20 protein-coding genes are annotated in these 22159 nt (G+C 73.7%); 7 read left to right on the top strand and 13 right to left on the bottom strand.

Going from position 1 to position 22159, the window contains the following annotated elements:
* Window positions 1-403: 403 nt before the first annotated feature.
* Window positions 404-1708: an MFS transporter gene (locus ACZ7DE_RS02530; protein WP_470757106.1), complete on the bottom strand. Its 1305-nt coding sequence runs from the start codon at window positions 1706-1708 to the stop codon at window positions 404-406.
* Between the two features lie 63 nt (window positions 1709-1771).
* On the opposite strand from ACZ7DE_RS02530, the gene ACZ7DE_RS02525 reads away from it, so the two are divergent.
* The gene (locus ACZ7DE_RS02525; protein ID WP_470757104.1) at window positions 1772-2734 is read left to right on the top strand and encodes a LysR family transcriptional regulator; all 963 of its coding nucleotides are present in this window, start codon (window positions 1772-1774) and stop codon (window positions 2732-2734) included.
* A 20-nt stretch (window positions 2735-2754) separates the two neighbouring features.
* Here the strand turns inward: ACZ7DE_RS02525 and ACZ7DE_RS02520 are convergent, their stop codons facing one another.
* Complete coding sequence (locus tag ACZ7DE_RS02520; protein ID WP_470757102.1) at window positions 2755-3516, bottom strand: prolyl oligopeptidase family serine peptidase; 762 nt, start codon at window positions 3514-3516, stop codon at window positions 2755-2757.
* A 113-nt stretch (window positions 3517-3629) separates the two neighbouring features.
* On the opposite strand from ACZ7DE_RS02520, the gene ACZ7DE_RS02515 reads away from it, so the two are divergent.
* The gene (locus ACZ7DE_RS02515) at window positions 3630-4787 is read left to right on the top strand and encodes an adenosine deaminase (RefSeq protein WP_470757100.1); all 1158 of its coding nucleotides are present in this window, start codon (window positions 3630-3632) and stop codon (window positions 4785-4787) included.
* Window positions 4788-4931: 144 nt separating this feature from the next.
* Window positions 4932-5285, top strand: a complete 354-nt coding sequence (locus tag ACZ7DE_RS02510) for an ATP-binding protein (RefSeq protein ID WP_470757098.1) — start codon at window positions 4932-4934, stop codon at window positions 5283-5285.
* An 82-nt stretch (window positions 5286-5367) separates the two neighbouring features.
* On the opposite strand, the gene ACZ7DE_RS02505 is transcribed toward ACZ7DE_RS02510, so the two are convergent.
* From ACZ7DE_RS02505 to afsQ1, 5 genes are all read right to left on the bottom strand, one after another.
* Entirely contained in the window at window positions 5368-5568 is a 201-nt protein-coding gene (locus ACZ7DE_RS02505) for a PspC domain-containing protein (RefSeq protein ID WP_470757096.1), read from the bottom strand.
* A gap of 131 nt (window positions 5569-5699) precedes the next feature.
* Entirely contained in the window at window positions 5700-6251 is a 552-nt protein-coding gene (locus ACZ7DE_RS02500) for a VanZ family protein (RefSeq protein WP_470757094.1), read from the bottom strand.
* Window positions 6252-6424: 173 nt separating this feature from the next.
* Window positions 6425-7054: a hypothetical protein gene (locus ACZ7DE_RS02495; protein ID WP_470757952.1), complete on the bottom strand. Its 630-nt coding sequence runs from the start codon at window positions 7052-7054 to the stop codon at window positions 6425-6427.
* 2 nt (window positions 7055-7056) lie between these two features.
* A complete protein-coding gene (locus ACZ7DE_RS02490; protein WP_470757092.1) occupies window positions 7057-8661 on the bottom strand; it encodes a sensor histidine kinase in 1605 nt (534 codons plus the stop codon).
* Entirely contained in the window at window positions 8658-9335 is a 678-nt protein-coding gene (gene afsQ1 / locus ACZ7DE_RS02485) for a two-component system response regulator AfsQ1 (RefSeq protein ID WP_173985586.1), read from the bottom strand. Before afsQ1 ends, ACZ7DE_RS02490 begins: the two co-directional genes overlap by 4 nt.
* Window positions 9336-10058: 723 nt before the next feature.
* On the opposite strand from afsQ1, the gene ACZ7DE_RS02480 reads away from it, so the two are divergent.
* Complete coding sequence (locus ACZ7DE_RS02480; RefSeq protein WP_470757090.1) at window positions 10059-10802, top strand: SigE family RNA polymerase sigma factor; 744 nt, start codon at window positions 10059-10061, stop codon at window positions 10800-10802.
* Window positions 10803-11088: 286 nt separating this feature from the next.
* On the opposite strand, the gene ACZ7DE_RS02475 is transcribed toward ACZ7DE_RS02480, so the two are convergent.
* Entirely contained in the window at window positions 11089-11805 is a 717-nt protein-coding gene (locus ACZ7DE_RS02475; protein ID WP_470757088.1) for a uridine kinase family protein, read from the bottom strand.
* Window positions 11806-11863: 58 nt separating this feature from the next.
* On the opposite strand from ACZ7DE_RS02475, the gene ACZ7DE_RS02470 reads away from it, so the two are divergent.
* Window positions 11864-12271 (top strand): hypothetical protein, encoded by a 408-nt coding sequence (locus ACZ7DE_RS02470; RefSeq protein ID WP_470757086.1) that lies wholly within the window; start codon window positions 11864-11866, stop codon window positions 12269-12271.
* 162 nt (window positions 12272-12433) lie between these two features.
* Here the strand turns inward: ACZ7DE_RS02470 and ACZ7DE_RS02465 are convergent, their stop codons facing one another.
* From ACZ7DE_RS02465 to deoC, 3 genes are read right to left on the bottom strand one after another with little or no spacing between them, the layout of a single operon-like run.
* Complete coding sequence (locus ACZ7DE_RS02465; protein ID WP_470757084.1) at window positions 12434-13351, bottom strand: aldehyde dehydrogenase family protein; 918 nt, start codon at window positions 13349-13351, stop codon at window positions 12434-12436.
* The gene (locus ACZ7DE_RS02460) at window positions 13344-14792 is read right to left on the bottom strand and encodes an aldehyde dehydrogenase family protein (protein WP_470757082.1); all 1449 of its coding nucleotides are present in this window, start codon (window positions 14790-14792) and stop codon (window positions 13344-13346) included. The genes ACZ7DE_RS02465 and ACZ7DE_RS02460 overlap by 8 nt, the downstream gene beginning before the upstream one ends.
* A gap of 5 nt (window positions 14793-14797) precedes the next feature.
* Entirely contained in the window at window positions 14798-15757 is a 960-nt protein-coding gene (gene deoC / locus ACZ7DE_RS02455) for a deoxyribose-phosphate aldolase (RefSeq protein WP_470757950.1), read from the bottom strand.
* 123 nt (window positions 15758-15880) lie between these two features.
* Here deoC and ACZ7DE_RS02450 point away from each other — a divergent pair, with 123 nt between their 5' ends.
* Window positions 15881-16585: a PH domain-containing protein gene (locus ACZ7DE_RS02450; RefSeq protein WP_470757080.1), complete on the top strand. Its 705-nt coding sequence runs from the start codon at window positions 15881-15883 to the stop codon at window positions 16583-16585.
* A 447-nt stretch (window positions 16586-17032) separates the two neighbouring features.
* Window positions 17033-18781 (top strand): hypothetical protein, encoded by a 1749-nt coding sequence (locus ACZ7DE_RS02445; RefSeq protein WP_470757078.1) that lies wholly within the window; start codon window positions 17033-17035, stop codon window positions 18779-18781.
* Window positions 18782-19464: 683 nt separating this feature from the next.
* Here the strand turns inward: ACZ7DE_RS02445 and ACZ7DE_RS02440 are convergent.
* The gene (locus tag ACZ7DE_RS02440; RefSeq protein ID WP_470757076.1) at window positions 19465-21096 is read right to left on the bottom strand and encodes a phospho-sugar mutase; all 1632 of its coding nucleotides are present in this window, start codon (window positions 21094-21096) and stop codon (window positions 19465-19467) included.
* Between the two features lie 119 nt (window positions 21097-21215).
* Entirely contained in the window at window positions 21216-22040 is an 825-nt protein-coding gene (locus ACZ7DE_RS02435; protein ID WP_470757074.1) for a purine-nucleoside phosphorylase, read from the bottom strand.
* Window positions 22041-22159: the final 119 nt, after the last annotated feature.

Below are 22159 nucleotides of genomic sequence, written 5' to 3'. Positions count from 1 at the left end.
GGCCCGCCGAGTCGACGAAAGCGCAGGTCGGACCGGCTGTCCGCGCCCTGCCGCAAGGCCGGAGCGACGCGCCGGCCGAGGCTCCGGCCGCCGAGCGTCCGGCCGCCGAGGATCCGGTCGCCGTGGATCCGGTCGCCGTGGATCCGGTCGCCGAGCGTCCGGTCGCCGTGGATCCGGTCGCCGTGGATCCGGTCGCCGTGGATCCGGCCGCCGAGCGTCCGGTCGCCGAGCGTCCGGTCGCCGTGGATCCGGTCGCCGTGGATCCGGCCGCCGAGCGTCCGGCCGCCGTGGATCCGGCCGGGGACGGGGGGCGTGGCCGAGTCGGTCCGGTACGCGCGCGTGCACGAGACCCCCCCGCTCGGACCGTGCCGGGCGGGGAGACGCGATCAGGGGGTCCAGGAGGTCAGTGAGCGGCCGCCGGCAGGTCCCGCCGGGCCGCGACCCGCGCCGCGCGCGTCCCGAACACGGTGATCGTCACGACGCCGAGCACCGCCAGGACGCCCACCGCGACCGTGCCGGCCCAGCCGCCCGCGTGGAAGGCCGTCGCGCCGACGGTGGAGCCGACGCTGGAGCCGATGTAGTACGCGGACTGGTAGAGCGCGGAGGCCTGGGCGCGGCCGGTCGTCGCCGTCTTGCTGACCGCCGAGGACGCCACCGCGTGCCCCGCGAAGAAGCCCGCCGTGATCAGGACCAGGCCCAGCAGGACCGGCGCCAGCGAGTCCGCCAGGGACAGCAGCAGGCCCGCGGCCGTGGTGCCGCCCGCCAGGTACAGCGAGCCCCGCCGTCCGAGCCGGCCGACCAGTCGGCCCGCGGTCGACGCCGACACCGTGCCCACCAGGTACACCAGGAAGATCGAGCCGACGATGCCCTGCGGGAGGGAGAACGGCGCTTCCGTCAGGCGGTAGCCGATGACCGTGTACACACCGCCGAAGACGGTCATGAACAGTGCGCCGATCGCGTACAGCCGGCACAGCAGCGGGTTCGCGAGGTGGTCGCGGACCGTGCGGGCCAGGACGCGCGGGGCGAGCGAGCCCGCCCTGAAGTGCTTCGGCGCCGGCAGCAGCAGCCGGAAGGCGATCGCGCAGGCCACCGCCAGCGCGCCGACCACGCCGACCGCGACCCGCCAGCCCCACTCCTGCGCGACCCAGCCGGTGACGACCCGGCCGCTCATCCCGCCGACGCTGTTGCCGGCCACGAACAGGCCGATCGCCGTGACGAGCGCCTTCGGCCGGACCTCCTCCGCCAGATACGCGGTCGCCGAGGCGGGCAGCCCGGCCAGCGCGGCGCCCTGCACCGCCCGCAGCGCCACCAGCGCGCCCAGGGAGGGGGCGAAGGGCACCAGCATGCCCACGGCCACCGCGACCGCCAGCGAGGCCGTCATCACCGTGCGCCGGCCGTAGCGCTCCGACAGGGCGCTCATCGGCAGGACGAACAGGGCCAGGCCGCCGGTCGCCGCCGCCACCGTCCAGCTCGCCTCGCTCGCCGCCACCCCGAAGTCGCCGGAGATCAGCGGCAGCAGCGCCTGCGTGGAGTACAGCAGGGCGAAGGTCGCCACACCGGCCAGGAAGAGGGCGAAGCTCATCCGGCGGTAGCCGGGGCCGCCGGGGGCCAGACGGGTGTCGGGGGAGGGGTCGGCTGCGGGGGCGGCGGCGGGAGCGGACGAGGCGGCGCCCACGATCGTGGACGCCCCGGTACTGGCGGGAGACATGCCTCGAAACTACGTACGGTCCCGCTGATCCGTCCAATGCATGGAATCGTCATAATCGTTCCCATGGTGCATCAACAGAGGTCACAGGGCCGCCTGTCACCGTCCAGTGACACAGAAGACACGACGGACATGTCGAGACTGCTGGCTCCCCGGCTCGCCTACTTCGCCGGGGTCGCCCGCACCGAGCACGTCACGCGCGCCGCGCAGGAGATGCAGGTCCCGCAGTCGACGCTGTCGCGGGCAATGGTCCGCCTCGAGCAGGACCTGGGCGTCGACCTGTTCGCCCGCCGCGGCCGCACGGTCTCCCTCACGCCCGCGGGACGCACCTTCCTCACCTCCGTGGAGCGGGCCCTCGCCGAGGTCGAGCGGGCCGCCGACGAGGTGCGGGCCGACGCCGACGCGGCCACCGGCAAGGTCGCGTTCGGCTTTCTGCACACCATGGGCGCCGAGACCGTCCCCGGCCTGATCCACGCCTTCCGCGCCGACCACCCGCGCGTCCGCTTCAGCCTCGTCCAGAACTACGGCGAGGCGATGATCGAGCGGCTGCGCTCGGGCGAGCTCGACCTGTGTCTGACCTCTCCCGTCCCGGACGCCCCCGACCTGGTCGCCCGCCGCCTCGACGAGCAGAAGCTGCGCCTGGTCGTCCCGGCCGACCACCGCCTGGCCGCCCGCAGAAGGGTCCGCCTGGCCGAGGCCGCAGACGAGACCTTCGTGACCCTGGAACCCGGCTACGGGCTGCGCCGCATCACCGACGACCTGTGCAAGGAGGCCGGCTTCCGCCCCCGGGTCGCCTTCGAGGGCGAGGAGGCCGAGACACTGAGGGGGCTGGTGGCGGCGGGCCTGGGGGTGGCACTGCTGCCCCCGCCCGCCGTGGCCCGCCCGGGGGTCGTGGAACTGACCGTCACCGCGCCGCGCGCCGCCCGCGAGATCGGCGTCGCCTGGCTGGACGGCCACCCCGACACACCGCCCGTGGCGGCGTTCAAGAAGTTCCTGCTGTCCAGGAGGGGAAGTCTGCTGCCGAAGTGACGGCGGCGCCCGGGGCGCCGCTACCGGCGCAGCGACTTGCCGAACCCCACCGCCAGCGGCATCCGCAGCCCCAGCGGCGGCGGGGCCGCCAGCGCGTCCTCCACCGGCCGCGAGAGCGCCCGCCCGAACAGTGCGCCCATGACGAAGTCCTCGGCCAGTGCGAGGACTTCGCTGCGGTACTGGTGCAACCCGTGGCCGTCGGAGTGCACTTCGAACCGGCACACGTCCCGGTTCGCCTTCTTCGCGCGCGCCGCGAGCCGGAACGACAACTCGGGGTCGCAGCGCTCGTCGTTCGTGCCGTGCACGATCAGCACCCGCCGCCCCGCCAGCTGCTTCACCGGTTCGGGGGGAGCCGCCATGTCCTCCTCCGGAAGCCAGGGAGCGATCGCCAGAACCGAGTTGACGGCCTCGTGGCCGCCCGCGCGCAGCGCCGCCCGCGCACCCATGTCGACACCCGCCAGGCACACCGGGACGTCCCCGTGACGGCGGACGATCTCGTCGGCCGCCCAGGCCGCGTCGGCCGCGAGGTGCGCCTCGCTGCCGTTCCAGCCCCGGTAGCGGTAGCGCACGGCGTGGACGGCCAGGCCCTCCTCGCGCCCCGCCCGCGCCAGCCTGCGTCCGAGGCCCCGGACCGAGGCGGCCGCCCACACCGCGGACGGTCTGCGGCTGGAGACCTCCTCACCGCCCGGGAGCAGCAGCACCGCCGCGCTCACCGCCGTCGGATCCGGGCCCAGCCCCCGCCCCAGCCGGACCGTCCGAACCGGCGTCACTTCCTGTCCCATGACAGAACAGTGTCAGAAGCGCCGATGTACTCCACCCGTCCGTGCGGTCACCGTTACATATCGGCGGAGTTGTACAACACGCGATCTACGCGCGTAGGAGTTAGAGTGCGGAAATGACGAGCCAGAGCATCCAGACGGGCACCGCCCCCAGCTCGGACCAGATCCGGCGGGCACCCAAGGTTCTGCTGCACGACCACCTCGACGGCGGGCTGCGCCCCGGCACGATCGTCGACCTCGCCCGGGAGACCGGGTACGGCCAACTCCCCGAGACCGACGCCGACAAGCTCGGAGTCTGGTTCCGGGAGGCCGCCGACTCCGGTTCCCTGGAACGGTATCTGGAGACGTTCTCCCACACCGTCGCGGTGATGCAGACCCGCGAAGCCCTCGTGCGGGTCGCCCGTGAGTGCGCCGAGGACCTCGCCGAGGACGGCGTCGTCTACGCCGAGGTGCGCTACGCCCCCGAGCAGCACCTCGAGGGCGGGCTGAGCCTCGAAGAGGTCGTCGAGGCCGTCAACGAGGGCTTCCGGGAGGGCGAGCGGACGGCCCGCCGCAACGGTCACCGCATCCGCGTCGGCGCGCTGCTGACCGCCATGCGGCACGCGGCCCGCGCCCTGGAGATCGCCGAACTCGCCAACCGCTTCCGGGATCTGGGGGTCGTGGGCTTCGACATCGCCGGCGCGGAGGCGGGCTTCCCGCCCACCCGGCACCTCGACGCCTTCGAGTACCTCAAGCGCGAGAACAACCACTTCACCATCCACGCCGGCGAGGCCTTCGGGCTGCCGTCCATCTGGCAGGCGCTGCAGTGGTGCGGCGCCGACCGGCTCGGGCACGGGGTGCGCATCATCGACGACATCGAGGTCGCCGCCGACGGCACGGTGAAGCTCGGCCGCCTCGCGTCGTACGTCCGCGACAAGCGCATCCCGCTGGAGCTGTGCCCCAGCTCCAACCTCCAGACCGGAGCCGCCTCCTCCTACGCCGAACACCCCATCGGGCTGCTGCGCCGCCTGCACTTCCGCGCCACGGTCAACACCGACAACCGCCTCATGTCCGGCACCGCCATGAGCCGGGAATTCGAGCACCTTGTCGAGGCGTTCGGCTACACGCTCGACGATCTGCAGTGGTTCTCGGTCAATGCTATGAAGTCAGCATTCATTCCTTTCGATGAACGACTGGCCATGATCAATGACGTGATCAAGCCCGGTTACGCCGAACTCAAGTCCGAATGGCTGTTCCAGCAGACGGCCTCCACCAGCGGTTCTGTAGCCGGATAACGCCGGCGAAGGGTTTTTCGGGGTACGGAATGCGGGCGGGTGTTCACCATCCGTCCGCATTTCGATGTTTGCCGCCGACCCCTCGACGTGTTTACGGTCGAGAACCGCTCAGTTCCCCGTATCCCATTCGAGGACGCATTCATCATGAAGCAGTCTGCTGCCAAGACCCTCGGTGTCGCCGCTCTCGGTGCCGCCTTCGCCGCCGTCGGCGCGGGCGCCGCGAACGCCGCCCCCGCCGTTCCGGACGCCACGCAGGCCCTGGACGGCATCACCAAGACGCTGCCGGCGGAGAACGTGGCCAACGCGCTGCCCGGCGCCGGCGAGGCGCTGACGCAGGCCCAGCCGGCGCTCGGCACCAGCCTGGCCGCCGCCACGCCGGTCGTCGGGAAGCTGCTCGCCGGGGGCCCGACCGCGCCGGTCGCCGGTCTGCTCGGCGGTCTGCCGCTGCAGGGCCTGCCCACGCACGGCCTGCCGGTGAACGGCATCCCGCTGGGCTGAGCGGCGCCCCCTCTCACGCACCGCGCCGTTGGGGCGCATCCGGGACCCGGATGCGCCCCAACGGCGTCGGGGCCGACGGCCGTCACCAGGCCGTGCGGGCCTTGTCCTCCGAGGGGAGCAGGATCCACAGCGCTATGTAGAGCAGGAACTGCGGGCCGGGCAGCAGACACGAGACCACGAAGATCACGCGCATCGTGGTGGCGGAGGTGCCGAAGCGCCGGGCCAGCGCGGCGCACACTCCGCCGATCATGCGGCCGTTCGTGGGGCGGGCGAGGCTGGACATCTGCGGCTCCTTCGTGAGCGATGGGGGCCCCACCCGCTCGAGCGAAGTCGAGAGTGGGGGACGGAGACGGCCCCTGCGGCCGCCCCGTCTGACATCAACGCTACGGTGACGAAGGGGGACGAAGCGTCGCTCTACGGGGCGACTCCGACCCTGGGAATACTCGGGGTCCGACCCTGAGCCGCCTCCTCCGCACGGACCGCGACCGGTCGCCCGTGCTCCTCCCTGCGGCGCAGCCACCTGCGGACCGACGGCACCACCGCGACGTGCGCGAGGGCCACGCCCACGGTGTTCAGCAGCATCGAGTCCACGTCCACGACCTGACCGGGCACCCCGGTCTGCAGCAACTCGATGCCCAGCGACAACAGCGCGCCCGCGGTGACCGTACGGACCAGGGAGGCGAGTCGCGAGACCCGGACCCTGCCGTGCACCAGCGGCAGCAGGACGCCCAGCGGAGCCAGCAGCGCCAGCCCCTCGCCGATCCGCCGGGCCGCCTCGGGCCAGCCCAGCCTCAGGTCGGCGCGGATCCCGTCGAACGGATGCAGGTTGGCCGGCAGCACCCAGGGGACGTCCAGTGGGCGCAGCGTGACCCAGGCGACGAACACGAGGTGGGCGGCCAGGAGAACAATCCCGGTCGCGCGGATGCGGATCGCGGCGCTGCCGCCGATGGAGCCTTGACGCTGCACGCCCCCCAAGACGCGCCCCCCGGCACGATCGGTTCCGGGCCACTGCACGACACCCGCGCGCACCCGTCGTCACCCCGCCCCCCGGCAGACGGTGACCTGCGACGACGACAGCCGCCGGGCCCGGTGTGAGGCGTCCGCCACACCCCGTCCGCCGTGCGCCCGGGGGCGGCGGCTCAGCCTTCGTTCGGGACCGGCGACGAGGGCAGTTCCGTGCTGCCGGGGCGGGAGCGGACCTCGTCGGTGCACGCGTAGCGGCGCACCGGCTCGGAGCCCGGGCCGCCCAGCACCACCGAGCCGTCCCCCTCGGCGGCCGCCGAGTCGGAGAACGTGCAGACGACCTGGGCGAGGGCGTACGAGGTCAGACTCCCGGGCGGGCTGCTCAGCCGCAGCGCGTCGTCGGGATCGTTCGGGCCCGGCCCGCGCACCGACATCCCGCCGCGCACGTCCGTCGTGTACCCGGCCTCCTTCTCGGCCGTCGACGGCGACTCGGCGAGCTGGTCCAGCAGCCCCTGCGCCACCAGCGCCCGCCGCGCGGAGTCCGCGGCGCCGTCCGGCACCCGCACGGCCCGGTCCACGGCCACCAGCGACGAACCGCACAGCAGGAACACCTGCACCGGCACGCCCGCGCGCGCGGACTGCGCCGTGATCTCCGGCTCGGTGAGCGAGCAGCGCACCCGGGAGGGGGCGGGCCCGAAGTCGGTCGGCACCTCGGTGGCCCGTATGCCGCAGCCGCCGAGCAGAGCGGCCGCCAGGCCGGCCAGCGCGGGAACGGCGAGCCGCCGTCGTACGGTCGCACGGCCCATGGTCACGATGCGTCCCCCTTGTCCGGCACGGCCTTCACGCCCTGCTCGCAGCCCTCGCCGCCCTCACCGTCCTCGCCGTCGTGTTCCGCCCGCTCGGACACGCCCCGGGGCAGCCGCAGCGTGAACACCGCGCCGCCCTCGGGGGAGTTGGCGGCGATGATCTCGCCACCGTGGATGTGCGCGTTCTCCAGCGCGATGGACAGGCCGAGCCCGCTGCCCTCGGAACGCGGCCGGGAGGCGCTCGCCTTGTAGAACCGGTCGAAGACGTGCGGCAGCACCTCCTCGGGGATGCCGGGCCCGTGGTCGCGCACCGAGATGACGACCGTGTCGTCCGCCGCCGACACCGACACCCGCACCGGCGATCCGCCGTGCTTGAGCGCGTTGCCGATGAGGTTGGCGAGGATCACGTCCAGGCGGCGCGGATCGAGAAGGGCGTGGATGCCGCGTTCGGCGTCCAGGTCGACCGCGTCCAGCCAGGCGCGCGCGTCGATGCAGGCGGTGATCTGGTCGGCGACGTCGACGTCGTCCAGGACGAGCCGCGCCGTGCCCGCGTCGAAGCGGGTGACCTCCATCAGGTTCTCGACCAGGTTGTTCAGCCGCCGCGTCTCGCTGACCACCAGCCGCACCGCGGGCTCGATCATCGGGTCGATGCTGCCCGACTCGGCGTCCAGCTCCTCCTCCAGCACCTCCGTGACGGCGGTGATGGCGGTCAGCGGGGTCCGCAGCTCGTGCGACATGTCGGCGACGAACCGGCGCGAGGCCTCGTCCCGCGCGGCCATGTCGTCGACCCGCTTCTCCAGCGCCTCGGCCGTCCGGTTGAACGTCCTCGACAGATCGGCCAGTTCGTCCGTACCGGAGACCCGCAGCCGGGTGTCGAGCCGCCCCTCGCCGAGCCGCCGCGCCGCGACGCCCAGCCGGTGCACCGGCTTCAGGACGGTCGTGGCGGCCGCCTGCGCGAGCAGCGCCGCCCCGATCAGCGCCAGGGCGGTCGCGATCCCCAGCGACCAGGCCAGCGAGTTGAGGTCCTTCGCCTCCGGCTCCAGCGACTTGCGCATGTATCCGGTCGGGCCGCCGCCGATCACCTTCGTCCCGGCCACCAGGTACGGGGTCCCGTGGTCCACGACCCGCTGCCAGTACAGGTGGTACGGCGACTTGTTGCCGCCGGTGACGTCCTGCTGCCTGTTCACCGCCGTGCGCAGCGACGCGGGCACGTCCTCCAGCGAGAACCCGTTCAGCCCGCCCGAGTTGCCGTACACGGTCTGGCCGCCGCCGTCCGCGGCCACCAGCAGCACGCTGAACCGCTGGCTGCTGTTGGCCATCTGCCCGGCGGTGTGCTGGAGCTCGTCCTGGGAGGGGTGCTCGGGCAGTGCACCGGCCCGGTTCTGCATCTCCTGCTCGAAGTCCCGCAGCACCGCGCCCTGGGTGCGGGTCAGCACGGCCTCGCGGTTGAGCCAGTAGGCGATGCCGGACGCGGACACGGCGGCGGTCAGCGCCACCGCGCCGAACACCACGACCAGTCGCAGGCGCAGGCTGGTGAGTCGCAGCCGTGACAGTCTTCCCTTGCGCGCCGCGGACCAGCCGCGGAGCCCCCCTTGCGGCTGTGTCACTGAGGCGCGTCCAGGCGGTAGCCGACGCCGCGCACGGTACGGATCAGGACCGGGGAGGACGGCACGTCCTCCACCTTGGCCCGCAGCCGCTGGACACAGGCGTCCACCAGCCGTGAGTCGCCCAGGTAGTCGTGCTCCCACACCAGCCGCAGCAACTGCTGCCGGGACAGCGCCTGACCGGGCCGCCGGCTCAGTTCGAGCAGCAGCCGCAGCTCGGTCGGGGTGAGTTGGAGGTCCTCGCCGTTCTTCGTGACCGTCATCGCCGCGCGGTCGATGACGAGGCTGCCGAAGGTCGCCGAGTCGTTCGACTCGCGCTCCCCGCGCCGCAGCACGGCCCGGATGCGGGCGTCCAGCACCCGGCCCTGCACGGGCTTGACGACGTAGTCGTCGGCGCCGGACTCCAGTCCGACCACCACGTCGATGTCGTCGCTGCGCGCGGTGAGCAGAATGATCGGCAGCTGGTCGGTGCGCCGGATGCGCCGGCACACCTCGAAACCGTCGATGCCGGGCAGCATCACGTCCAGCACGATCAGATCCGGCCGCTGCTCGCGCAGCAGCTTCAGACCGTCCTCACCGCTCGCAGCGGTCGCCACTCGGTGCCCCTGGCGCGTCAGTGAGAGCTCCAGGGCCGTACGGATGGCGTCGTCGTCCTCGATCAGCAACAGGGAAGGCACGGGCTCATTCTGGCCCATGAGGGGGCTGTCGTTCGACCTGTGGGGCGGGGCTCGTCCCGCCGCGGGCGCCGGGGGGAGGCGGATCCGGCGGCGCGGGCGGCGCGCGGGGGGCCGGACGCGTCCGCCGAACACCTGTGCCGGAACCGCACTCGCATCCGGTCGACACCCCGCGGACCTGCGGTTTCGATGAACACCGGCAGCGCGTCGCCGGTCCCTGGATCCGGGCGTCCGGCAGCCCTGCCCGGCGGATCAGGTAGCGGGAGGCAGCGGCGCCGGACCGGTGCCGATGGGCGGCCCGGCGGGCCCGCCGGGGGAGTGCCTGCCACAGGCGCGGGCCGCAGCCCGCGGCGGCGGCATGATCCGCCGCGCGGATCCCGACCGCATGGAACCGGCCGCGACGCCATGCCGGGAGCCTCCCGGGCGGCCACCCGCGCAGCCTTTCGGGACGACCTGCGCGGACAGGCCGCGACGACCTGCGCGGACAGCTGCGAGGACCCGTCGGGACCTGCCAGGACCAGGGCAACTGCCGTACTGCGAACCCCTGTGAACGATCTGTGGTCCCGGCATGACGGGCCCCTGTGACAGGTCTGTGACAGTCGGCGGACACGGCGATGAAGTGGCCCGGGCAATCTTTTCGTCACGAGGCAGGGCGACGCGGAAACAGCACAGCGAAGCCGGGCCGAGGCAGACCGAACACCGGAAGTCCACGACGGGGGGCGCGAGATGAACACGCTGCACGGTATGAGCACCAACGCAGTCGCAGTCGTCACGCGTCTGCACGACGTGAACCGGGGTTCCGAGAAGTCCGGCGCCGTGAGCGGGCGGGGGTGCGCTCGCGGCGCCGGGCGTCAGCACACCGGCTTCATGACGGTGGTCGACACGGGGGAACAGGCGGCTCACGGGGGAGCCGCGTACGGGGAGGACACGGGGGAGCGTCGCTCGCTGACCGAGGCGGAGTTCACCGCCTACGTCCAGGAGCGCCGCGCCTCCCTGTACGCCACCGCCTACCACCTCACCGGCGACCGCTTCGAGGCCGAGGACCTGCTGCAGAGCGCACTGTTCTCGACGTACCGGGCGTGGGAGCGGATCAGCGACAAGGCCGCGGTCGGCGGTTACCTCCGCCGGACCATGACCAACCTGCACATCAGCGCGTGGCGCCGCCGCAAGCTGAACGAGTACCCGACCGAGGAACTGCCGGAGACGCCCGGCGACACGGACGCGATGCGCGGCACCGAACTGCGCGCGGTCCTGTGGCAGGCGCTGGCCCGGCTGCCCGAACTCCAGCGGACGATGCTGGTCCTGCGCTACTACGAGGGCCGCACCGACCCGGAGATCGCGGAGATCCTCGACATCAGTGTCGGCACGGTGAAGTCCAGCATCTGGCGGTCGCTCCGCCGGCTGCGCGAGGACGAGGTCCTCAGCTTCGGCCGTGACGAGGAGGACGCCTTCGGGGAGCTTGTCGCCTGAGGGTGAACGGGGGCAGGACCCGGCTCCGCTCAGGGGAGCCGGTGAACGGGGGGAACACGGGGGAGCGGTACCGGGGGGACCCGACGGGGGACGTTCGGGGTGAGCGGTACCGCGCAAGCAAGGGGAAGCACCACCCCCGGGGGGACACGGGGGAGAACGAGGAGCGGGACTGGAGGGCCGGGGGGTCCGTCCAGTCCCGCTTCTGCGTGTGGCCGCGGCTGCGCCGCTTCCGCGGGCACACGCCGGCGCAGGTCGGCGCGGGCCCTGCGCGGGCCCTGCGCGGGCTCTAGACGGCCGTGTGCGCCGTCGGCGCGCGGTCGGCCGGGTCGGCGACCGCCGCGGCCGCCAGCCGGCTCAGCGCCTCGTCGCGGTCGCAGGCGTACGCGCCCAGCGCGGTCTGGCGGGCCACGATGGAGCGTTCGGCGCGCATCAGGCGCCAGCCGCGGCGCAGCAGGAAGGGCACCGACTTGCGGCCCTCCTTCAGATCCCGCAGGAAACGGCGGCGGAAGGTCTTCACCGGGCCGCGGCTCAGGCACAGCGCATCGGCCAGGACGCCCAGTTCGCGGCAGCGGTTGACGATCTCGGCGGCGAAGATGCCCTCCGCGATGAACAACGGAGTGCGCCCGATCTCGACCGCCTCCTCGCCCGTGCGGGCGCTGAGCGCGATGTCGTACACGGGAACGTTCGTGCGGCCCGTGCGGCACAGATCCACGATGGCGGCGACGGCCGTGTCCGCGTCCCACGACTCGGGGTGGTCCCAGTCGATGTCGGAGCTGCCCGCCACCAGCGGCAGCGTCGGGTCGTCGCCCTCCTTGTAGAAGTCGTCCAGCCGGAGCACCGGGAGGCCGCAGCGGGCGGCGAGCAGGGACTTGCCGGAGCCGGAAGGGCCGCAGAGCAGCACGACTCGCGTCGGTATGGGCGGAGGGAAGGTCACGGGACACCAGTGTGAGGCATCCCCCGGGCCGTCAACGACCCCGCGGGTCGGCTTTGATGCGCGCGTCACACCTCAACTACCCTTCGTGTCGACCAGATCACCTTGCGCAGCAGAAGGCGGCGACCCGATGGCCCGACACGACTCCCCCCAGACCCCCACCGGCCGGCGCGCCCTCGCCGCCCTCGCGACCGCCGGAGTGGCGCTGGGCGCGGGCGCCGGGACCGCCGCCGCGGCCACCGGCGAGCCCGTCGCCGACGTGGTGCGGACGAGGCCCACCTCGGTCGGCCAGATCGACCCGCAGGCCGGACTGCAGGGGGCGCTGGGCTCCCTGGCCCACGTCACCGGCACGGTCTCCGGCCTCAAGCCCAACCCGCTGGCGGGCACCGGCGTCGACCCCCTGGACAACGGCGTCGGCACCCAGCTCGCCGACTTCCAGCCGCTGACCTCCCAGATGCTCACCGGGCCGGTGGCGCAGGCCCAGTCGATCGGGTCGATCCCGGTGCTGGGGGACGTCACGAAGGTGCTCGGCGGCTGAACGCGCCCCACACGCGGCGCATGGCACACCGCCGACGCGCACGGCACGCGGACGGAAGCCGCGCCGCCCCCGGACGGAGGGGCGGCGCGGCTTCCGCGTGTGCGAGGGGCGGCCCGGGACCTGCCCCTGTTCCCGTACGGCTTCCCGTACGACGATCCGGTTCTAGTACGACGATCCGGACGCGCCCAGGGACCCCGTCGGGTGCCAGACCGTCTTCGTCTCCAGGAACGCCGTCATCCGGTCGATGCCGGGCGTCGCCGACCAGCCGGCGTCGTCCACAGGCTGTGGACGAAGAACCCGCTTCAGGTTGTCGGCCGCCGCGATCTCCAGCTCCTTCGCCAGCGCCTCGTCGGCGCCCGCGAGGTCGATCGCGTTGACGTCCTGGTGCGCGGCGAGAGGCGCCGCGATCTCCTCCGTGCGGCCGGAGAGGATGTTGACGACACCGCCCGGGACGTCGGAGGTGGCCAGCACCTCGGCGAGGGAGAGGGCAGGGAGGGGGGCCTTCTCGCTCGCGATCACGACGGCCGTGTTGCCCGTCGCGATCACCGGGGCCAGCACCGACACCAGGCCCAGGAGCGACGACTCCTGCGGGGCCACGACGGCGACCACGCCCGTCGGCTCGGGCGAGGAGAGGTTGAAGAACGGGCCCGCGACCGGGTTCCCGCCGCCCACCACCTGGGCGATCTTGTCGGTCCAGCCCGCGTACCAGACCCAGCGGTCGATCGCCGTGTCGACCTGCTCGCCGGCCTTCGACTTCGACAGGCCCTCGGCGTCGGCGACCTCTCGGACGAACTGGGCCCTGCGGCCCTCCAGCATCTCCGCGACGCGGTAGAGGACCTGGCCGCGGTTGTACGCCGTCGCCCCGGCCCAGCCGCCGAACGCCTTGCGCGCGGCGACGACCGCGTCACGGGCGTCCTTGCGGGAGGCCTGCGGCGCGTTGGCCAGCCACGTGCCCGTCCCCGCCGCGTCGGCGGCCGATGTCTTCGACGTCACCTCGTACACCCGGCCGCTCTCGGAACGCGGGAACTTCCCGCCGACGTACAGCTTGTAGGTCTTCAGCACGGAAAGTCGGTCAGACATCGAGGTACGCCTCCAGGCCGTGGCGGCCGCCCTCGCGGCCGAACCCCGACTCCTTGTAGCCGCCGAACGGCGAGGTGGGGTCGAACTTGTTGAACGTGTTGGACCAGACGACACCGGCCCGGAGCTTGTTCGCCACGGCGAGGATCCGGGACCCCTTCTCCGTCCAGATGCCCGCGGACAGGCCGTACGGAGTGTTGTTGGCCTTCGCGACGGCCTCGTCCGGGGTGCGGAAGGTGAGGACCGACAGGACCGGGCCGAAGATCTCGTCGCGGGCGACGGTGTGTGCCTGGGTGACGTTGGTGAAGAGCGTCGGTGCGAACCAGTAGCCGGAGGTGGGCAGTTCGCAGGCCGGGGACCAGCGCTCGGCGCCCTCTGCCTCGCCCAGCTCGACCAGCGAGGTGATGCGGGAGAGCTGCTCGGCGGAGTTGATCGCGCCGATGTCGGTGTTCTTGTCGAGCGGGTCGCCGAGGCGAAGGGTCGACAGGCGGCGCTTGAGCGAGTCCAGCAGCTCCTCCTGGATCGACTCCTGGACGAGCAGACGGCTGCCCGCGCAGCAGACCTGGCCCTGGTTGAAGAAGATGCCGCTGACGATGCCCTCGACGGCCTGGTCGATCGGCGCGTCGTCGAAGACGATGTTCGCGCCCTTGCCGCCCAGTTCGAGGGTGAGCTTCTTGCGGCTGCCCGCGACCGTGCGCGCGATCTCCTTGCCGACGGCCGTGGAGCCGGTGAAGGCCACCTTGTTCACGTCCGGGTGGGCGACGAGCGCCGCACCGGCGTCGCCGTAGCCCGGGAGGATGTTGACGACGCCCTTGGGCAGGCCGGCCTGGCGGCAGACGTCCGCGAAGAACAGCGCCGACAGCGGGGTCGTCTCGGCCGGCTTCAGCACGACCGTGTTGCCCGTGGCCAGCGCCGGGGCGATCTTCCACGCCAGCATCAGCAGCGGGAAGTTCCAGGGGATGACCTGGCCCGCCACGCCCAGCGGCCGCGGGTTCGCGCCGAAGCCCGCGTGGTCGAGCTTGTCGGCCCAGCCCGCGTAGTAGAAGAAGTGCGCGGCGACCAGGGGGAGGTCGGCGTCGCGCGTCTCCTTGATCGGCTTTCCGTTGTCCAGCGTCTCCAGGACGGCGAGCTCGCGGGAGCGCTCCTGGATGACGCGGGCGATGCGGAAGAGGTACTTCGCGCGCTCGGCGCCCGGCAGCGCGGACCACTTCTCGAAGGCCTTGCGGGCGGCCCGCACGGCGCGGTCCACGTCCGCCTCGCCCGCCTGGGCGATCTCGGAGAGGACCTCCTCGGTGGACGGCGAGACGGTCTTGAAGACCTTGCCGTCGGCCGCCTCGGTGAACTCGCCGTCGATGAACAGGCCGTACGAGGGGGCGATGTCGACCACCGAGCGGGACTCGGGGGCCGGTGCGTACTCGAAAGCGGAGGTGAATGCGGATGCCATGGTGATCAGTCCACCGTCACGTAGTCGGGGCCGGAGTAGCGGCCGGTGGCCAGCTTCTGACGCTGCATCAGCAGATCGTTCAGGAGCGAGGAGGCGCCGAAGCGGAACCAGTGGTTGTCCAGCCAGTCCTCACCCGCGGTCTCGTTGACCAGGACGAGGAACTTGATCGCGTCCTTGCTGGTGCGGATGCCGCCGGCGGGCTTCACGCCGACCTGGACGCCGGTCTGGGCGCGGAAGTCGCGGACGGCCTCCAGCATCAGCAGGGTGTTGGCGGGGGTGGCGTTGACGGCGACCTTGCCGGTGGACGTCTTGATGAAGTCCGCTCCGGCCAGCATGCCGAGCCAGCTCGCACGCCGGATGTTGTCGTACGTCGACAGCTCGCCCGTCTCGAAGATGACCTTGAGGCGGGCCGCGCCCGAGGCCTCCTTGACGGCGACGATCTCGTCGTACACCTTCATGTACCTGCCCGCGAGGAACGCCCCGCGGTCGATGACCATGTCGATCTCGTCGGCGCCGGCGGCGACCGCGTCACGGACGTCGGCGAGCTTCACGTCGAGGGCGGCGCGGCCGGCCGGGAACGCGGTGGCGACCGAGGCGACCTTGACGCCGGAACCGGCGACGGCCTCCTTGGCGACGGCCACCATGTCGGGGTAGACGCAGACCGCGGCCGTGCTGGGGGCCGTGCGGTCGGTCGGGTCGGGGCGTACCGCCTTCGCGCCGAGCGCCCGGACCTTGCCGGGGGTGTCCGCGCCTTCCAGCGTCGTCAGGTCGACCATCGAGATGGCGAGGTCGATGGCGTACGCCTTCGCGGTCGTCTTGATGGAACGGGTGCCGAGCGCGGCGGCGCGCGCCTCCAGGCCGACCGCGTCGACGCCGGGCAGCCCGTGGAGGAAGCGGCGCAGCGTGCTGTCGGACGAGGTGACGTCCGCGAGGGCGCGGGCCGCGCTGGGTGCATTGGTGGGCATGGTCACCAGACGAGCATATCTACGCGCGTAGCGGGTGTACAGCCCCGGAAGTCGTTCAGGTGCTCATCGCGCGCCGGGGCTCCGCGTATGAGCGGGCGGCGGACGTCGGGCAGAATCGGGGCCATGACGAGCCCGGAAGACCAGTCACCAGCGCCGCAGCCCTCGGGGCCATCGGAACCCACGGGTTCCGGGACCAAGGACCGCGTCTACCGGTCCTCCGCGGCGATCGCCGGCGGCGTGCTGCTGCTCGGGCTGGTCGCCTGGCTCGGCATCGACGCCATCGTCGCCGGCGACGGGCGCACCCCGTGGCTGGCGCTCGCCACGATGATCCTGCTGGTCCCGCTGATCGTCGCGTTCACCCTGCGGCCCGCCGTTTTCGCGAGCCAGGACCGGTTGCGGGTGCGCAACCCGTTCCGGGTGATCGTGCTGCCCTGGGGGCAGGTGGCCACGCTGCGGTCCGGCTACTCCAACGAGGCCGTCACCGTGTCGGAGAAGAAGTTCCAGCTGTGGTCCGTGCCCGTCTCGCTGCGCGCCCGCAAGCGGGCGGCCCGGCAGCAGTCGCGCGCGGCCGCCGGGAGGAGCGCCGGCCGCGGCGCCGGCCGGCTCGGCGCGCTCGGCGGCGGCCAGGGGCGCGGGGGCGCCGCCGCCTCCGACGGGCCCGCCCGCGCCGGGGCCGACCAGGCGATGGACGAGCTGCGGGAGCTGTGGGAGGCGCGGGAGAAGGCCGACAGCGCGCAGGGCGAGGTGAGCGTGCGCTGGGCCTGGGAGATCATCGGCCCGGCCGTGGCGGGGGCCGTGGTGCTGGGGATTCTGCTCGCCGTGGGCTGAGCGGGGCGGGGCGGGTGTGCTTGCCGTGGGCCGAGCGGGCCGGTGGGGATGCTGCTCGCGGTGGGCTGAGCCGGGCGGGGCGGCGAGGGCGCGCCTGTCGCCGGGAGACGTCGCTGGAACCCTTGCCGGGACACGTGCCGGGACACGTGCGGGGGCAGGCCGACGGGAGCGGGAGGCTCTCGGGCGGTGGGCTCGGTGGGCTTGCCGGGCTCAGCGGGCTCGGTGGCTCGGCGGGTTGCCGGGCCGCATCTCCCCGGGGTGTGGGGTGTGGGGTGTGGGGTGCCTCGGCTTCGGGCGGGGGTCCGCCGGTCGGTGGGCCGTGATCATGCCAGGGCCGGGAAAATGAGGTTCTCGTGCGTCGTCGGCGCGCCCCGGCCGCAAGGGTGTTGAGGGTATTTCTGCGAGGCCGGCGGTGGGGCCGGCAGGTTTCGGCGGGCGGGGGAGACGATGAGTGAGCGTACGGACGGCGTTGTGCCCGGCGGCGTGCTGCGGTTGCCGTCCGGGGCGGCGGTGCCGGACGGATGTGCGTCCTGGGACGGTGAGGCGGCGCGGCGCTGGGTGCGGGCGCTGCCTGCGCGCTGGGTGCCCGTGCGGGCGCGGGAGTCGGCGTTCGTGGCGCTGCCGCTGACGGCCGTGGCCGGCGCGGGCCTGCTGGGCGAGTACGGGGGGCTGCCCGAGTGGGGAGCCGCCCTGGTCGCCCTGCACATCGCGTGGCTGGTGCTGCGGCCCGAGGCCGCCGTCGCCGTCGCGCCCGTCGCGGTGGTCATGGTGCTGACGGCGGGGGACGACCTCCCCCTGGCCGTGCGGCTGGGCCTCGCGGCCGGACTGGCCGCCGTCTGGACGGCCGTCTGCCTGCGGCTGGCGGCGCGCCGGCGGCAGCGGGCGGCGGGTTCGGCAGCCGCCGGGAGCGTGACCGCCGTGGCGCCGGCGGGCCTGGGCGGACGTTCGCCGCGCGGAACGTTCCTGATGTGGGCCGGGCTCGGCACGGTCGTGGCCGGTGCGGTGCTCCGCGTCACCGCCGGCCTCTGGGACGGCCCCGGCGACCGGCACGCCGTCCCGGCCGCCGGCTGGTGCGTCGCCGGACTCGGCCTCACCGTGCTGCTCTCCGCGGCGCTGGGACGCCACCGCGCCGTCGTCCTGCACCGGGCGCCCGTCCCGGCGCTGCGGGTGCTCGTGCGCGAGAACAGCGACGTCGAGACGGAGGTCTACGCCGCCGACGACCTGGCCGCCCTGCGGCCCCTGTTCACGGTCTCCACCGCCGCCGACGCGGGTTCACCGCACGAGGTCGAGGACGGGGACGAGGCCGAAGACGAAGGCGGGGACGGGGATGGGCAAGGGGCCGGGGACGAAGGCGGGGGCGAGGACGCGGAGGGGAACGACGCGGAGCTTCGGGAGCTGGTCGGGCGGCTCGTCGACGGGCGCGCCGGGCCGCTGCGCGAGGCGGTCCTGTACGGGGTCCCCTACGACGGCGCCGAGGTCGTCCTCCTCGCCGCCGCGGGCAGGGCCGGCGAGCCGCCCGTCGCGGAGGCGTCCCTGGGGCCCGTGCGGCCGATGACGGAGGGCGCCTTCCGGCACAGGATGCGGGCCGAGAAGCGGAAGGCGGTCCGGGCGGCCCGGTACGAGGAGCGGCGCGGGGCGGCCGCGGCGGCCGTCGCCGAGCGGGCCGGGCGGGACGGCCCGGCGCGGACACGGCAGTGGCGTGCCGGGTGGGCCGACTGGATCGCCGTCCTGCCGGTGGCGCTGCTCCTGGCGTGCTACCTGAGACCCGGGTGGTGGGGTGACGTCTACGCCCTCGTTCTGACGCTGTTCGCCGCCCTGCTGCTGCCGCGTCGGCTGGCCTGGCGGGTCACCGCCGACCGCGAGGGGCTGTGGTTCAACGGCTTCCGCGGGGCCAGGCGCCTCGCCTGGGAGGACGTCCGGGCCGTCGGGAACGACGGCGTCCGGCTGCGGATCGCCGGCAGGCCCGCGTCATTCGACGACTGGGCGGTCGCCTCGCCCCGCTGGCCGTGGCTGGAGCACAGGCTCCGCGTTCTGCACCCGCACGAACGGACGGCCGCCGCCATCACCGCGATGTGGCGGGATCCGGCGGCACGGCCGGTCGGCGTGGCCGACGAACGGCAGCGTGGGCGGGCGCTGTGGCCGCTGGGGGCCGTCATCGCAGCCCTGGTCCTGGCGGCGACGCTGCTCCTGCGGTGAGCCGTGCCTGTGCCCGCCTGGCGGCGGTGCTCGCTCTGCTGTGAGCCGTGCCTGCGCCTGCGCCTGCCTGGCGGCCGTGCTGCGCCTGCGGTGAGCTACGCCCGCGTCTGCCCGGGGACGAGCGTCCGGTCGGTCGCGAGCGCGTGCGTGAGACGCCGTGCCTGGGCGGAGCCGGGACGAGGCGGGAACGACGCCGGAGACGCGGACGCCCGCGCTCGACGGCGGGGTGTGCGCGGGGATCGTGATGCGCGGGCCGACCACCTGTGCGGGCCGGGGTCGAGTGCGCGATCACCGCAGGACCGGCCGCGGCGGTCCCGTGGCCGTCCGGGCATGGTCGGCGTCGGGCTGCGCGGGGCGTGTCGGTGTGCGGGTCGGCTGCCTGTGGATTACCTCGGGCCCGTCCGGCCGCCCGCCGCTTCGCCGCCGCGCGACACCCGGGACGGAACCGCACCCGGGGCCCACGCCGGGTGAGGGCGTGGGCCCCGGGTGGGTGCGTCGAGTACGACGGCGTCGTCGGATCGGCTGTTGCGCCTGCCCTCCCTGCCTCCCCCGCGCCCCCCCACGCCCCGCGCCCCGTGGCCGGCGTCGGGCTTCCCGTGAGGGGTGGCCGCGCTCATCGGCTGGGGTTCGGGCCGTCGGGTTCGGGCCGTCGTTGCGGCCGTGGGGCGTGTGAAGGGCGGGGGTCAGATGCCGGCTGCCGCCGACAGGTCGCGCTTGATCGTGGCGAGGAGGTCGTCCGCGCGGGCCCGGGCGGACGGGAGGTCGGCGTGGGTGGCGACCGGGATCACGACCTCCAGGTAGCACTTCAGCTTCGGCTCGGTGCCGCTGGGGCGGACGATGACCCGGGCGCCGTCGAGCGTGTAGCGCAGGCCGTCGGTGGGGGGCAGCGTCTCCGTGCCCCGTGTGAGGTCCTCGGCCCGGGTGACGGCCAGGCCCGCGAGCGAGGCCGGGGGCTTCGCGCGAAGCTGGTCCATCGCGCGGGCGATGACCGCGAGGTCCTGGACGCGGACCGAGAGCTGGTCGGTGGCGTGCAGGCCGTGTTCCACGGCGAGGTCGTCGAGGAGGTCCAGGAGGGTGCGGCCCTGCTCCTTGAGCTCCGAGGCGAGTTCCGCGACCAGCAGGGCGGCGGTGATGCCGTCCTTGTCGCGCACGCCCTCGGGGTCCACGCAGTAGCCGAGTGCCTCCTCGTAGCCGTAGCGCAGGCCGTCGACGCGGGCGATCCACTTGAAGCCGGTGAGCGTCTCCTCGTAGGGCAGGCCCGCCTTCTCGGCGATGCGGCCGAGGAGCGAGGAGGAGACGATCGACTCGGCGAACGCCCCCCGCGCGCCACGGCGGACCAGGTGCGCGCCGAGCAGCGAGCCGACCTCGTCGCCCCGCAGCATGCGCCACTCGCCGTCGTGGGGCACGGCCACGGCGCAGCGGTCGGCGTCCGGGTCGTTGGCGATGATCAGGTCCGGGGCGCTCGCGCGGGCCGCGGCGAAGGCGAGGTCCATCGCGCCGGGCTCTTCCGGGTTGGGGAAGGCGACGGTCGGGAAGTCCGGGTCGGGCTCGGCCTGTTCGGCGACGAGGACCGGCGGCGGGAAGCCCGCGCGGGCGAACGCGGCGAGCAGGACGTCCTTGCCGACGCCGTGCATCGCCGTGTACACCGTGCGGGCCGTGCGCGGGGAGCCCTGGGCGAGGACGGCGTCCGTGCGGGCCAGGTAGGCGTCGAGGACCGACTCCCCGAGGGTCTGCCAGCCCCCGTCGGGGCGGGGCACGTCGTCCAGGCTGCGGACGGCGGCGATCTCCGCGGCGATCTCGGCGTCGGCGGGCGGCACGATCTGGGAGCCGTCGCCCAGGTACACCTTGTAGCCGTTGTCGCGGGGCGGGTTGTGGCTGGCGGTGACCTCGACGCCGGCGACCGCGCCCAGGTGCCTTATGGCGTACGCCAGGACGGGCGTGGGGAGCGGGCGGGGGAGGACGGCCGCGCGCAGACCGGCGCCCGTCATCACCGCGGCCGTGTCCCGCGCGAAGTCGGCGGACTTGTGGCGGGCGTCGTAGCCGATCACGACGAGGCCGCCCTCCTGGCCCTTGCCCCTGAGGTACGCGGCGAGACCGGCGGCGGCACGGATGACGACCGCGCGGTTCATCCGCATGGGCCCGGCCCCGAGCTCACCGCGCAGGCCGGCGGTGCCGAACTGCAGGGTGCCGCCGAAGCGGTCGGCGAGCTCGGTGACGTCGCCGGCCTCGATGAGCTTGGCGAGCTCGGCGCGGGTCTCCGGGTCGGGGTCCTCGGTGAGCCATGTCTGGGCGCGGGCGAGGAGATCGTCGTGCACGGGGTCAGCCTCCGGTTGCGTGTGGACGCCGGTCGCGTGATCCAGCCCGTCCGGCGTGTGAAGGACGAGGCCCGTTCAGGGCCGAAGCGGGGCGGGGGCGGCAGCCCCCGGCAGCGCGCTCAGAGCCGGCCGAGGACCTGCGCCAGCAGCGATCCCATGCGCGTCGCGCTGTCGCGGCCCGCCTGCAGGACCTCCTCGTGGTTCAGCGGCTCGCCCGTCATGCCGGCGGCGAGGTTGGTCACCAGGGAGATGCCGAGCACCTCGGCGCCCGCCTCGCGTGCCGCGATGGCCTCCAGCACCGTGGACATGCCCACCAGGTCCGCTCCGATGGTCCGGGCCATGCGGATCTCGGCCGGAGTCTCGTAGTGCGGGCCGGGGAACTGGGCGTAGACGCCCTCCTCCAGCGTGGCGTCGATCTCCTTGCACAGGGCGCGCAGCCGCGGCGAGTACAGGTCCGTCAGGTCGACGAAGTTCGCGCCCACGATGGGGGAGGTCGCCGTGAGGTTGATGTGGTCGCTGATCAGCACCGGCTGACCGGGGCGCATGCCCTCGCGCAGACCGCCGCAGCCGTTGGTCAGCACGATCGTCTTGCAGCCGGCCGCCACCGCGGTGCGGACGCCGTGGGCGACGGCGGCGACGCCGCGGCCCTCGTAGTAGTGCGTGCGGCCCAGGAAGACCAGGGCGCGCTTGGCGCCGGTACGGTACGAGCGGACCTTGCCGCCGTGGCCCTCGACCGCGGGCGGCGGGAATCCGGGCAGCTCGGTGACCTGGAACTCGGCGTCGGGAGCGCCCAGGGCGTCAACGGCCGGAGCCCAGCCCGAGCCCATCACGAGGGCGACGTCGTGGGTCTCGGCGCCGGTCAGTTCGCGCAGGCGCGCGGCGGCGGCGTCGGCGGCGGCGTGGGGGTCGCCCTGGATGTCGTCCGGGAGAAGAGATGCGTTCACGCGACTGAGGGTAGCCGGTTCCGGCCTACGCGCGTAGATGACAGAGCCAACGGGATGGCGATCGTTGTCTTGTCGTTTCCAACGAGGACGGACCGCCGGAGCGGTCACTCACCCGTGAC

It is taken from the genome of Streptomyces sp. NPDC037083 (assembly GCF_055606485.1).
The sequence above is the reverse complement of the archived record's forward strand: the minus strand, read 5'-3'. Positions and strand labels throughout refer to the sequence as shown.

What these genes read in the sequence shown, in the direction of transcription:
- ACZ7DE_RS02530 (WP_470757106.1), bottom strand. Translation starts at nt 1,708, where the DNA reads ATGTCTCCCGCCAGTACCGGGGCGTCCACGATCGTGGGCGCCGCCTCG.
- ACZ7DE_RS02525 (WP_470757104.1), top strand. Translation starts at nt 1,772, where the DNA reads ATGGTGCATCAACAGAGGTCACAGGGCCGCCTGTCACCGTCCAGTGAC.
- ACZ7DE_RS02520 (WP_470757102.1), bottom strand. Translation starts at nt 3,516, where the DNA reads ATGGGACAGGAAGTGACGCCGGTTCGGACGGTCCGGCTGGGGCGGGGG.
- ACZ7DE_RS02515 (WP_470757100.1), top strand. Translation starts at nt 3,630, where the DNA reads ATGACGAGCCAGAGCATCCAGACGGGCACCGCCCCCAGCTCGGACCAG.
- ACZ7DE_RS02510 (WP_470757098.1), top strand. Translation starts at nt 4,932, where the DNA reads ATGAAGCAGTCTGCTGCCAAGACCCTCGGTGTCGCCGCTCTCGGTGCC.
- ACZ7DE_RS02505 (WP_470757096.1), bottom strand. Translation starts at nt 5,568, where the DNA reads ATGTCCAGCCTCGCCCGCCCCACGAACGGCCGCATGATCGGCGGAGTG.
- ACZ7DE_RS02495 (WP_470757952.1), bottom strand. Translation starts at nt 7,054, where the DNA reads ATGGGCCGTGCGACCGTACGACGGCGGCTCGCCGTTCCCGCGCTGGCC.
- ACZ7DE_RS02480 (WP_470757090.1), top strand. Translation starts at nt 10,059, where the DNA reads ATGAACACGCTGCACGGTATGAGCACCAACGCAGTCGCAGTCGTCACG.
- ACZ7DE_RS02470 (WP_470757086.1), top strand. Translation starts at nt 11,864, where the DNA reads ATGGCCCGACACGACTCCCCCCAGACCCCCACCGGCCGGCGCGCCCTC.
- ACZ7DE_RS02465 (WP_470757084.1), bottom strand. Translation starts at nt 13,351, where the DNA reads ATGTCTGACCGACTTTCCGTGCTGAAGACCTACAAGCTGTACGTCGGC.
- ACZ7DE_RS02460 (WP_470757082.1), bottom strand. Translation starts at nt 14,792, where the DNA reads ATGGCATCCGCATTCACCTCCGCTTTCGAGTACGCACCGGCCCCCGAG.
- deoC (WP_470757950.1), bottom strand. Translation starts at nt 15,757, where the DNA reads ATGCCCACCAATGCACCCAGCGCGGCCCGCGCCCTCGCGGACGTCACC.
- ACZ7DE_RS02450 (WP_470757080.1), top strand. Translation starts at nt 15,881, where the DNA reads ATGACGAGCCCGGAAGACCAGTCACCAGCGCCGCAGCCCTCGGGGCCA.
- ACZ7DE_RS02445 (WP_470757078.1), top strand. Translation starts at nt 17,033, where the DNA reads ATGAGTGAGCGTACGGACGGCGTTGTGCCCGGCGGCGTGCTGCGGTTG.